Raw genomic sequence first — 13125 nt, 5'->3', positions numbered from 1 at the left:
GGCTAACCACCTGCTACAATACTCTATGCCCTACGGGCAAGGGGAGGGAATTCGGTCAACTACCGCGTAGCGGTTGTAGTATTGTAGGAAATATGTATCGCAAAAAAATGTTATTCCCCGTAGGGGATTAACTTGGTTGATAATTCCTTATAGCCGTATCACCACGACATTTTCCTTCATTCCCAGCTTCGCCGTAAATTGATCCTTGTCAATGACCGCCCCACCCGGGCGATATCTGTTTTCTTCAACCGTAAACTGAATTGGTTCGCCATTGATTGAAATAGCTTTCGGACTATAATTGCCCTCTTGGATGGAATAATTGAACCTGATCCTTCGATCCAGAAAATCGATGGAAGCAGATAATCCATCCATCGAAGTCGGCAAGACGGGATCAATGATCACATTCCCGGATTTTGTCCGCAAACCAAACAATCGCCTGACAATCAAGCTAATATAAATACCTGGTCCACTGGAATACACGCGCCAGCCGCCTCTGAGCGTCAGCTTACCCATCCTGATTTCATCATAGCGTTCATCGGCTTCATAACGATTCCGGAAGGCGACATCGGAACTGCTGTAATAACAATTGGCCTGGCGAATGTCGCCGCAGGGAACAATGTCGCGGTATCCAACAGGAATGGCCTGGCGAAGCGCTTTCACAAATGCTTCCGCCCTCCCAAGCCTAGCCAGGGCCTCTGCGTATCGGATATGTTCGTGGATGTACATCAGCCCGATCTCTCGTCCGAAGTGTGTGGCACTTTCGGCCCGCTGAAATAGTTTCTGGATGCCGCCTATGTAGCGCAGCGGCCGGTCCATCAAACGCGCGCCATCCGGTCCTTTGAGGTGCTCTTCGATCAGGTCCATATGGTGATGGGCCTGCCCAAGGGTAAAAATCTCACTGAGTATGCCACGTTCCAAAGGCAATAGGCTGTAATGAATTCCCGTTTTATCGTCACCGGGATGAAACAGTACACGGATGTGGCCATCAGCATCCACCAGACCGTAGCCGGCAACAATACCGTCCTTCACAAGATGTTTGTTGAAGCCGTCCTTGATCTTTTCACAGATGTCACCCATTTCCCTGGCTTTTGCAGTATTGCCGGTCAGCTCGTACACCTGCTGATATTCTTTAAAAGCCTGGTAATTCATCTCAACCGTCCAGCTTGAGATCATGCTCTGGGCCAGCTCTTTGCTCACCGGCTGTAGTGAATCGTTCCAGTCGCCTCCATCAAAGGGAACAAGCGCAGTGCCCGGAATGAACGATTGGATGATCATCCGGATGAGCCGGTCAAGATGTTCGCTCAGTGGTGTCTTTTCAACAGCATCTGTTCCTGGTTCATTATAATATGGCAAGATCTCCTTCAGAATATCCACATCACCGGTGATCTTGATATAATTCGCCAGGGCAATGATGCACCAGTAAAAAATGTCGCCGTGAGAGCTGTCAGCCCTGATCGTTTGGTAGCTGTCGAACATCCACCACTGTGGCCAGCCTCCGTCGGGGTTCTGATTGGAAAAGATGACCATCAGCACCTGCTTTGCTTCCTGATATTTTCCCACGGTCAGCAGCAGATCAACCGGGCCCTGGGCGACATCCCGCGTCCCCCACGCCGCCCCGCTGAATTGCTCCAGCCCGTAGGGCGTTAAATAATGGGTCAACGCATTCAAACCATACCAGGGCAGGATTTCCCGGATGGCAGCAATGTCTGGCTGCTCACCATCCATTTTCAGGTTCATACCAAGTTCCTGCCAGGCTGATTGCGCCTCCCGGCAATCCTTCACGAACTGCTCTTCTGCATTCTCCATCGTTCCGGCATCGGCGGAAGAACATACTTCACCGATGAAGCTCATATAAAAATCAGAGACTTGATCCACCCTTAAAACGAACAAAGAGCTTCCCCGATGATTCCGGTCCGGATTCAACACTTCATCTCCATATGGCTGAACATCGGAAGGGGCACTATTGATCACTATCCTGAACCGAGCATTTGGAAATTTCTCCATGATCATGCTACCGTACTTTGGTTTTACCACATAATCGCCAGGTGAATGACCAGGTGCAACTTTCCAAGCATTCAACGTATCGAAATCATTTGTAATCAATAGCTTTACTTTATTCCCACGGATCACCCGAAAGTCCGTATGAACCATCGGAAATTGTCCGGATGTCCACGTACGTATCTGAAAACAATGATCACCATGTTTGTAAATCCAGCGGCAATGATTCAGTCCCATCTCAAAAGCAGAAGGAACGCCAAGCAAAAAATACTGTCCTCTGATCTCAACAAAGATCCTCTGCCCTGCTTCCAGTTCGGTATTGAACTGGCTTGTGCAAATGGAAAGCAGCACATTGAAATTGGTGTTCCCCTGCGACAGATGCGAATTGAAGACACCTGAAGCAAAAGAAGTGGTGGAAAGAACGTTTTCATCCGGAAGAAATCCTTTCCTGGCCTGGATAATATGCGCGTGGGGCCGATCGGTACGGATTTCTTTGGCCCGAAGCACCACATGATCATTTTGCCGGCAAAAAAACGACAATAACCGGCCATCTTCTCTTTCGCAATGACGACGCTCCTTGCCAAAAAACTGGATCAACTCCTCTTCATTCAGGTCGTCAACGGGTAAAAAAACGGAGGTATTGAATAAATTCCTGGCAGGGGTCTTCCATTGACCAGTCAGGGGAGCGGTCAGCTCATCTGTAAACTCAGCCAGGATCTCCGGTATCCGGTCCAGATCATCGCAGGAGGTTGCCAGCGGATGATCGGGTAAATAGACGTAAAGAAATATGCTGCTGTAGTGTTCTCCTGGATCCAGCCGAAATGGTCTTTCCTGCAAAGCAACGAAGGAAGATTCTCCGGCATACTCTCCCCCCAGTCTGTCTGCGGTCAGTCCTTCCGGAATGCCTGTGGCACGGCAGGTTTTTCCAAAGAACTGCATGCCATCCGTGCCGGCGGACAGTGCACCGTTCGTGCACGCCACCATCAGCCAGGGATTGCCTGTGGGCTCCCGCATGTTCTGGCGGCAGCAAACGACGGCTCCGAACCGTTGATCCTCAAGGATTCGCCGCTCAAGGTACTGGCTGACATAATATTCATTGATCAACCCGTCCGTCGCCTGCTTCAAACCGACATCCTGCATACTGACCAGATCGAGCTCGACAGGATCAGCGGAACGATTGACAATTTCAGTAAAAAAACGCCAGCTGAGGCTTGCCGGTGAGGGTTGAAGAACAACCCTATAATCAATACCTCCCCAGTTTCCCTGTGCTGCATAAACATTATCCCGAACGATGAACCGGCTGTTGCCGTCCGGACCCAAAAGTGCTTTATATTCAATGTTTTTTGATCGTTTTCTCAGATACAGATTCGCACCGGATCTGGAAAACATTGCCGACGGCTTAAGGCTAATCCGGATGGAATTGGCTTCAATGCTTTTTATGGTGCCATTTTCCAGGAAATTGATGGAAAGGCCTTGGGAATTCTTTATGATCATTTTGATGTTAATGCTAAAATACCTGTAAAATACTACTGATCTAATTAATTTGAACCCTTAGTGATCAAACGTATATAGAACGATGATCCAGCAAATGATACCGAAGCCGAAGGCATCGTACTATTCATTCCATTCAAATAAAAACCGCTCCTCAAGGTGTTTTGTCCGACTCCTTTGGAATCGGTAGTAAAGTATTGATTCATTTATTCTATAAGTGTTCGATGCCTTCGGCATCATTCAAAGAATGCAAAATAAAATTTCATAATACGCTAATTACAAAGGAATTACATCATAATATACATCAGCTTTTTAGCAAGATTCAATTCAATTTAATATTCAAGACAATTACTCTCCTGTGTTTATGGTCATATCTGAATACAATACGTTTACCGACGTGAATCATCTCTACAGCTGTATCACATATTCTCGCAGATTTGATCTTCGTCACGTTTGTACCTTCAAACACGATCTCCCCTGCCAGGTCCCGGTCTCCAAAGAGCGTGATCCTTATCTGACCGTCAGCCATTTCAATTCCAAGGATATCAGAGGTGCTGTGCAGAATGGTGATCCCGTCAGCGACAGTCATACAAAGCGGTGTGAGCACTCCATACAGAGCCGGCCATACGATCTCTCTCCCGTGGTAAGGTATGAAAATACGCTCACCATTTCGGGGATGGGTGTACGTAACGCTGCCTGCTTGTTCCTCATTATAGTAGTTCCCGATGAAAAGGATGCCCGAACCCGAATCGGTAAAGCGCTCTCTGACAGTAATAGAATCGTTGCTGGCCTCAGCCTGCCTTAACTTTGCGCCGGAGCGCCTTAAAATGGCTTCATAGACCGGTTTGTGCCCTTCTGTATCAAATCCCAGCCAGGTACCAAGATGGGTCAGCGATCCGTTGCCAAGCTCTTTGGTGAATCCGCAGCAGGAACCCCGGATGGTCCGGGCAATGATTTCCGCACCGGTGAGGGCGCTATCGGAATAAATGATCTGCGGATTGGCACACTTGACATCTTTGAGGTCAAAAACATCGATCAACGGAGAATCAATGGTCTCCTGTCCGGATGGTTCTATTGAAATGGCGTTTCGAAGGATGGTGCAGGGTTTCTGCGTCATCCCGCGGTCGGGCAAACAGGGAAAAATGACCAGGTTGCCTCCTGCACGGGAATAATCAACCAGGGTCTGCTGATCCACTGCATTCATCTCATCCGTGCTGAATGCCCACACCTGGCGGTAGGGGCTCAGTAATTCAGCTGAAGCTTTGCTCAGGTCGACCATATCATAATCAATGTTCAGTACCTGCAGTGCCTTCAGCAAACCGTCAAAATAAGCGGGCCGTCGAATGGCGGAAGCCACGAAACGAAGCCCGGAAGCTCCCTCTTCGGGTCGTTCAAGCTCCGTTGCATAATAAGGCGGATAAAAGAGGACGCATACCTCCGCTTTGCGTTTGGCTTCAACGATAAGTTCTTGGGCGATCCTGATGATTTCGCTCATACGTTTGACCAGTGGAAAGGCGCTCGTTGGTTCTCCTTCCGGTGTGAGCGGTGTGAACCAGTAGAATGTGGCACCGGAATAGCCTCTGCGTGCCGGATTCCTGCCCTGTGAAAACATGTAATAGTTCCAGCCGGTCAGTCCGTTGGCGATGCTGGCTTTGTAAAAAAGCTCCATTTCGCGGGGATTCGTCACGACGTGATATTCCCGTGAGCCACTTTGGAACTCGGCAGCAAAGAGGGGTTTGTCTCCCTGCATTACGCCGGTAATGTCGTTGATGATCCGGTCATCGTGCATGTTGCGGTGCGATACGAACTCAGGGATATGGTCCACACCGAAAATGATCTCGCTTTTATCCCCGAACAGCTCGTCGTACATGGTGATGTTGACCGGAAATTCATAGCCGCTGCCGTAGATCCAGCCCGGAAGGTTGTGGTAGAAGGGAACCGTAACACCCCTGTCGCGAGCCATTTGGCTCAACATCCGGAGATAATCGCCATAATAGCTTCTCCAGAAGAGGTGCCATTCATGATCGCGTCCCCGGTCGCCCCTGGATGTGTAGGGACGTCTGCCATCAGGAGGAAGCTCAATTTGATCAAAATCTCTGTAACCGGTCCCCCATAATGAATTCACTTCCTGAATGCCTGAAAATTTACCGGCCAGGTAAGCGATAAAACGATCCCTGACAGCGCCGCCGTAATCTGCCTGATGCGCCAGCCAGGAGAAGACGCCGATCTCGTTGCAGATCTGCATCATGATGACAGGCCCGCCGGAGGACATTTCGCGGTCGTGTATCAACGGCATGATGGCATCATACCAGTGAGCGACCATTTCAAGGTAAACGGGGTGAAACAGGCTGACTCCGTCACTTGCGACTATCTCTCCCTTGCTGTTGCGCATCCTGACCTGGTCAGCGTACTTCCGGAGAAACCAGTCGGGCAATCCGGCCCCGCGGGTTTCAGCAAGAATGAAAGGACCTGGCTTTACGATGCAATGCAGTCCATGGGAATGGCAACGATCCAGCCATCCCTTCAAATCGCGCTCAGGACAGCTTGTTCCATCAAAATCAACCACACCTTCCTCTGGTTCATGCCAGGCCCAGGGGATGTAGGTACTGACGGCGGTCAGGCCGGCCTCCCGGGCGGCATCCAGGTGCTTGTGCCATAACGCGCGGCTGATCCTGAAATAATGGATCTCTCCCGAGTTAAGGAATACTTTCCTGCCGTTGAGATAGAAATTATGGTCTTTGATTAGAAATGCCATCCTGATAGATTATTGTCAATGATAAGTATGCCCTCAATGCAAGCCCGGGACATTAATTCCGGGGCACATATTGGGGAATTTGGCCCTGTACCCCACCACCGTCCTCTCCCCTGCTGGCAGGGGTAGGGTACATTAAACAGCTGCTCCATTTTCTTCCTTCAACCGCTCCGAACTTCTTTTATCCAACAGATCCTTGATCTCACGGGATCGATTTTCGGTTAGTGAATAACGAAGAAGGAATATAATGGACAGGATGCTCAGCAGCAGCGGTAACCCGATCTCGACCACCCGCATCATTAAAAGCGTATACGGCGTTTGAATGGTGAGTTGCCTGGTTTCCTCCCGTGCAACATTAAGTTCATTATCCAGGTAATCGAGCGAGACAACCAGGTTCAGGTTTGCAATGCGGTTATTGATCCGGGTCATTTCCTGCATGATTTTGTTATAATGCTCTTTACTGTTTTTGGTTTTGAGGGATTTTGCCTGCAGGTGTGACATCAGATCAAAGGAGATCTTTTGGGCCTTTACCATTTTGGTTTGAAGGGTCAGCGGCATTGTCGTTTTGATGACGGAATGGATCAGGGTATCCGGATCCCCGGGTCGTAATGTTTCAAGCTGCACTTTTACCTTTTCCAGTCCGGCGATGGAAGTTTTTGCCGAATTCAGTGCTTTCGTCAGCATAGCGTTCCGCTGGCGCCGGTATGCCGTGATGCCATCATAGGTCTCGTCAGGTTCCTTGAGGGACTCCTTTTCGAGGTATTTAACAAAATTCCTTGATTCCTCCAGGGCTTCTGCACACTGAACCTTTGCGTTTTCAATCCATTCAGCGTTGGCACCCGGTTTTCCCGGGTATTCTTTCCAAAATTGCACCCTTGTTTGCAGTTCCCGTATGCCTCCCTGCAAACCATCCACTTTGGTGACCTGGATCTCATCGAACATCGTGAGAACGATCAGGGCACCTCCCACAAAGCTTGCCAGTGCGGTGCCCATCTTTATGAACCACCAGAATATGGAATAAAAACTTCCCTCGGACCGGTAACCCCTGTGTAATTCATCTTCGTCGCAGATATCACCCACCATGGAAGATCCCAGCGTGAAGAAAAACAGCATACCTGCCGAGAGCAGGACCGTGGGAATGATGATCAGGTAGGGGTAGTGCGGATTGTAACAGACAATTTTGGAGAGCTGCGCAAGGCACATAAGGATGATCGAAATGGAGAGGGTATTCCGCTTGCCCAGTTTCGGGCTTATGATGTTCAAAGGGAAAACAGCCAGTACGCCTGTAATGGCCCAGACGGTGCCGTTGATCCCCAGCATCGTGGCACCGGCATCCTTATCCCCGCCAAAAACATAAAATATGGGAATGTAGGATCCCAGGAGCTGGACAAAATTAAAGCCCATTGCCAGGGTGAAGATCGTCAGGGTGAGCATTACAAAGTTCCTGTTGGTGACAACGATCTTCATATCGTTCCAGAAGGGAGTCTTTTCGTGTTTGGCTGCCTTTACAAATCCCGGTTCGCGCAATTTAAAGAACCACCAGAAGGACAGCGGGATGAGGAAGGCAGCGATCATCAGGGACACATAGCGCATGCCGTCGGCTTCATTGCCTCCCGGGCCCCTGAAGATCTCCAGCCGGGCGAGTTTGATGAGCCACGGCGTGCTCATGGCAAACAGATTGCCGACGAAACTCTTGGCACTGAAAAGGCGGGTGCGTGCATGGTAATCTGTGGTCAACTCCATGCCAAGGGCTCCGTGAGGGATTTCGAAGATATTGACAGCAGTAAAGAACAGCAGCAGTGCAATGAGAATATAGCCCAGCTGAAACGCCTGGTAGCTGGATTCGGTCGAGAACCAGGTCTGCACCATCTCCCCCTTCGGTATCCACCACATCACAACGAAGAAAACAGCCACCAGGAGCCCGCCGATCAGCAGGTAAGGCCTCCGCCTCCCCCAGCGGGTACGCGTATTGTCGGAGAGATGCCCGATGATCGGATCGGAGATGGCATCCCACAAACGGGGGATGATCAGGATGAGCCCCAGCCAGAAAGCACTGAGGCCCAGGCTTATGTTGCCCATCAGTCCCACCATGATCCCGGCAATGTTGAAAAGAGCGATCGGGATGATGCCTCCGGCGCCATAAGCGGCCAGCTGGGAGAACTTGATCTTATCCGCCGGCCTTGTTGTCTGCGCTGCACTAGTTTCCGTTTCTTTCATCAAAATCAATATTGATATTTTTTCTTATTCTTGGCAATACTCACCAAAAACAGCAAACCCAAAAAATTACCTGATGATTCATAGTCACCTCCTGAAGGAGGTGAGGTCAGTAAATTTTTAAACTCGTAATATCCCTCCATCGTATTTTGAAAATCCATTGAATAGACCAGGTTTGATTTCAAAAGTACGTTATGGAAAGCAAAACTTAATCCTGCACCTGTAACAAAACTCCCCTGAAATGAATTATCCGGGCTAGCTGCATACAAGTAAAATTCCTCCCGTGATTCAGTGTCATCTCTATTATGAAATACAACGGAAAGTTCTTGCTCACCCGGTGGAAAATATCTCACTTTCAAACCAGAAATGAAGTTTGCAAATAGTCTTTTATTTACCTGGATATTTAAACGAATAAGTAATGGAGCAGACATTGACGGCATTGCATATGCTCTGTATTTGTCAGCAAAGTCTACCTCAAACTGATCGTAAATATCCTCTGCCCGAAACGTACACTGAATGTTATATACAGGTTCAAGGGCAACAATAATCCCTGTGATAACGGACCATTTCCTGTCAGGATAGAAATCATATTCAATTCCTGCATTGTAACTCCAGATTGGAAAGTTCTCAAAGGAATAATCACCATACTGGGGATAAATTTTGCCCTTGTTATAGAGAACAGGGCCGGCTATAATCCCCCACTTTCTGAATTTGGAGAGGGCAATGTATTCTTTATTCTTCTGGGCAAAGAGTTCCGTACCAAGAAACAGGATCAGGAAAAGCACTGGCATTAATCCGATTTCAGGCTTTATTCCCCTTTTCATTCTTGATTATTTTCCGTATTTCTTCGTAATTCACCGGAATTTCAACAGTCGAAATATACCAGAGAATTTCATAATCAAGACCAAAATATTCATGGCTAATCTTATTCCTCATTCGGTACATCTCTTCCCAAGGTAATTGGGGATTTTTTTCTTTGAACTCAGCGGGCAGATTTTTAGTGGCTTCACCGATTATTTCGAAATTCCTAATAATTGCATCGATGGTTTTAAAGTCTTTCTTAAAACTGATAAAGTCCATCCCTTCGAGATACTCCTGTATCCTCAGCATTGATAGCTCAATGTCTTCTAAAAAATGAAGATATGTACGGCTCGTTTTCAAATGAATATTACCTGCTTCAAGATGGAATCTTTGAGATGCTTTTTAATTGCAGATGTGGTGACAAGGTCTACCTCCTTACCTAACTGGTCTTCAAGCATTTTTTCCAATTTAAAAAACTTCCATCCACAGGGTTGTGAGAATTCAACAAGGATATCGATATCACTTTGCTCATCCTGCATACCGATTGAATAAGAGCCAAAATAGCCAATTCGACTTACGTTGAATTCGTTCCTGAGGAAAGGAAGAAGTTTCTTAAGTTTTAATTCAATATCAGTTTGCGATAGACTCATGACGCTAAATTAAAAAGAATATTTTTTCATTCAATAATAAATTATGACCTCGGCAGGTACCTCTTTTACTGTAATTTCTTTTTCATTGAAGTCCTTCATCTCCACACCGTTGGCCACCACTTTTACCGGCATTTTTGATCCGTTAAAGTTCCTGATTTTAATTCCATTTTCAGGAAGTTTTACATCACCGAAAATGGAAAATAAATACTTATTATTGTCTTTTATGATAAAATAGGAGACCTCACCGTAATAGGTTGGCAGGTTCTCCACCGACATTCCCTCCGGGGCGTCGATCCAGTCCTGGTACAGGGCCGAAGCCAGGACCAGCGACTGGTCATACTCATTTTCGTAAACAAACATGGCCCGTACGGCATTGAGAAAATCGCTTCCGCACCAGGTATGGGGCATATCACCGATAAAGCCCGGATGCCGGTCATCGTTCCATACCACTTCGGCCCAGTGGTGCCATCCCTGCGGACGCTGGTCATCCAGAAAAAAGTCGATCAGTTCGTGCGCCCGGTCCGGTTGATCCAAAAGGATAAAGGAACCGATCAGGCGATTCTCGTACGGAGTGTAATTGATCCAGTCGATTTTCCCATCCCTCCGGCTCTTGAAATATTCATAGTACCGGTCAAACGTGTTATACACCTGCGGCCTGGGAAGGTTATTCAACTCGTTGCAGGGCGTCAGGGCAATGGTGGTGGAAGTGGCATCAAAATCACCCAGCTCGACACATCCTGGAATGTAATCGATGTTCTTATATTTTATCGCAAGATCCAACGAATTGTACAGGTTTTCACTGAATATGTCGCGGACTTTTTCCAAACGTTCCTGGTTTTCTTTTTCCCCGAGGATTTTCTTAATCTCCACGGCATCTTTTAGTCCTTTCAATGTAAAAAAATTATCCCAGTATGAATGCATTGGCTTAGCGGAATAGCCTTCATGACTGATGGATTCCGGCACCAGTCCGTAAAGGGCACGTACGCTGTCCTTTCCGTATTTATAATGATCCGTCGACCGCTCAGCAACCAGGGACTCGATGTATTCCACCGCCTTCAGGATATTCTTGTTCTTTGAACGGAGAAAAGCAGTATCCTGCGTGAAGTTGAAATACTCACGGATCAGGTAGATGAATTGACCATGGCTGTCGTTTTCGGGAACAGGATCCGGTCCCCTTGTATCAACCACACAGGGAACTTTACCGTTTTCGTACTGGTGATCCGCGTACCAGTCAATGAAATCTTTTACTTCCGGAACGATACCGGATTTGAGAAGTGCTGATGAAGTCAGGGCCCCATCGCGTATCCAGCTGCGCTCATAGGAACGGGAGCCAGGCTGTATCCCCACCCGGTCACGGTTCACTAAAATGTAGGCCAGGTTAGATTTGTATGTATTGACGATCCTGTCGGCAGATGCGGGTAAATTGAACCGGATGTGCCCTGTCTTCTCTTTCCAGAATTCGGTCATCTTTGTGAATTCACCGGCGAAATGGTCTGCATTCCTTTCACCTCCGACAGGTTGCTGGGTATAAAACGGGACGGTGACGAAGAACCGGGTTTGCGCGCCCGCTTCCAGGTGAAGGGAATACCTGATGACTCCATTGGCCAGCCCTTGCTGATCAACAGCAGCATGGCCCTGCGGTAAGACTCCTTTCCGCAGCAGATCAACCACGTTCCCTTCATCAAAACCGGCTGCCCCGAAGTAATCGTATTTCTTCCGGGATGTGATCACTTTATCATCAACAGCAATGCTACCACCGGTCAACTCACGAATGGATCTTATTTTTCCGGCACCCCCGGCAAGATTCAGGAACTGGTAATAAGGATTGACCTGGAACGGCCTGATCAACAGATAGAACTCAAAATCCTTGGGCTGGTCCGATAGATTCTCAAAAGCATACTGGATCAACAGAACGGAATTCCGATTGGCTTCTCCGCTTGCAGCCACACCGGTTGTAAATTTCAGATCCCTGCAGTTCCAGGTGACAGAAGGGACGAAACTGAATTCACCGTTATCATCCGAAAAGCCCATTGCCTGTGTCGTCTGAACATTGCTCCAGTTGTAAAGCGAATCGCCCACCCTGATCATGGGTTCGATGGAAAACAGAGCCTTATCCACCTCAACCATACCATCTTCGTTGATCATCGCTTCTTTCACGTCATTGTTCACCCCGGTGATCGTCCAGTAGGAGGCCTGCTCCAGAAAGTACCGGGGATAATTGCCTGCCGTTGAATTTTTGGCCGCATAGATCAAAAGATCATTCAGCGTCAGTGAGCTTTTGACATCCAGGAATTTTACTTCGCGAATGGCATACCCTTTTTCCGAATTGCCCTTTTTAAGATTAATCTTCAGAAATTTTGCCTCTGCTTCCGGTAGCCGGATAAAGCTGACATCCGTGTGATTGGAAGAGACGGAATAGACCTGATCCCATTTCAGACCGTCCTCTGACAGCAGGATCTCAAAAGCCTCAGCCGAATGGTCCTTCAGCCAGGCGATCTGCAGTCCGCCAAACTCCCGCTTCATTGTGAAATCAATAACAATACTCTGATCATTCCCTCTCTTGCTTTGCCAGAAAGTCTCACCGGAATGATCCAGCATGGAGCAGGATGCATGACGTTTCAGAGAGGAAGAAGCAGTTAGGGATGGCTGGGGATATACCTTTGTCTCGGGCAGAAGGGGCTCAAACTTCAGGTCATCCAGCCAGATGGTGCCTTTGCCACCGACAAACGAGGCGATTGTAAACTCGATCCGGTCGATGCGTCTGAGGTTTTGATCGGCGGCAGGTCCCCAGGCGAACTGGATATGCCTTTTTTTGATCCGGATCTTTTTCCATTCTTCCGGGAAATCATAATTGCGGTTATTCACCCACCAGACATTGTTTCCTGTGCTGTCGATAAATTTGATCTCAAAATTATTGGCAGGCGAATCGGCTCTGAAATAAAAAGAAAATTCATAATTATCGGGAAGGTCTACAGGAAAAAGCTTCTGTATCCCCCCATAACCGGTTCCTTTAGTAAAATCATAATCGAACCGGATCGCATTGCCGTTCATCCCCTCTTCATTAGTGAGGCTGACGGTGACACCGTCGGATTTATTGAAGTTCCAGCCTTCCTTGTTCTCAAAATCATCCAGGGTAGTGACCTGGGCTGTGAGCATGGCAGTTGAAGTGATCAGCAGAACGAAAAAGACAGTTTTCCTGATTATCATAAGCTTCATAAT

7 protein-coding genes are annotated in these 13125 nt (G+C 47.9%); all 7 read right to left on the bottom strand.

Annotated features, from left to right (window positions below; translation table 11 throughout):
- Positions 1–147: 147 nt before the first annotated feature.
- Entirely contained in the window at positions 148–3492 is a 3345-nt protein-coding gene (locus PKI34_02580) for an amylo-alpha-1,6-glucosidase (protein ID HNS16691.1), read from the bottom strand.
- Between the two features lie 319 nt (positions 3493–3811).
- On the bottom strand, positions 3812–6244 hold the full coding sequence (locus PKI34_02575; GenBank protein HNS16690.1) for a beta-galactosidase: 2433 nt from the start codon (positions 6242–6244) through the stop codon (positions 3812–3814).
- 132 nt (positions 6245–6376) lie between these two features.
- On the bottom strand, positions 6377–8458 hold the full coding sequence (locus PKI34_02570) for an MFS transporter (GenBank protein ID HNS16689.1): 2082 nt from the start codon (positions 8456–8458) through the stop codon (positions 6377–6379).
- A 5-nt stretch (positions 8459–8463) separates the two neighbouring features.
- Complete coding sequence (locus tag PKI34_02565; protein ID HNS16688.1) at positions 8464–9279, bottom strand: hypothetical protein; 816 nt, start codon at positions 9277–9279, stop codon at positions 8464–8466.
- Positions 9257–9616 (bottom strand): DUF86 domain-containing protein, encoded by a 360-nt coding sequence (locus PKI34_02560; GenBank protein HNS16687.1) that lies wholly within the window; start codon positions 9614–9616, stop codon positions 9257–9259. Before PKI34_02560 ends, PKI34_02565 begins: the two co-directional genes overlap by 23 nt.
- Positions 9613–9906: a nucleotidyltransferase family protein gene (locus PKI34_02555; protein HNS16686.1), complete on the bottom strand. Its 294-nt coding sequence runs from the start codon at positions 9904–9906 to the stop codon at positions 9613–9615. The genes PKI34_02560 and PKI34_02555 overlap by 4 nt, the downstream gene beginning before the upstream one ends.
- A gap of 30 nt (positions 9907–9936) precedes the next feature.
- A complete protein-coding gene (locus tag PKI34_02550) occupies positions 9937–13122 on the bottom strand; it encodes a discoidin domain-containing protein (protein ID HNS16685.1) in 3186 nt (1061 codons plus the stop codon).
- Positions 13123–13125 lie beyond the last annotated feature (3 nt).

The organism is Bacteroidales bacterium (assembly GCA_035342335.1).
Lineage (GTDB): Bacteria > Bacteroidota > Bacteroidia > Bacteroidales > JAGONC01 > JAGONC01.
Note: the sequence above shows the minus strand (reverse complement) of the source record. Positions and strands in the feature narration are given on the sequence as shown.

Coding starts and splice junctions, on each gene's coding strand:
- PKI34_02580 (HNS16691.1), bottom strand. CDS start 3,492: ATGATCATAAAGAATTCCCAAGGCCTTTCCATCAATTTCCTGGAAAAT.
- PKI34_02575 (HNS16690.1), bottom strand. CDS start 6,244: ATGGCATTTCTAATCAAAGACCATAATTTCTATCTCAACGGCAGGAAA.
- PKI34_02570 (HNS16689.1), bottom strand. CDS start 8,458: ATGAAAGAAACGGAAACTAGTGCAGCGCAGACAACAAGGCCGGCGGAT.
- PKI34_02565 (HNS16688.1), bottom strand. CDS start 9,279: ATGAAAAGGGGAATAAAGCCTGAAATCGGATTAATGCCAGTGCTTTTC.
- PKI34_02555 (HNS16686.1), bottom strand. CDS start 9,906: ATGAGTCTATCGCAAACTGATATTGAATTAAAACTTAAGAAACTTCTT.
- PKI34_02550 (HNS16685.1), bottom strand. CDS start 13,122: ATGAAGCTTATGATAATCAGGAAAACTGTCTTTTTCGTTCTGCTGATC.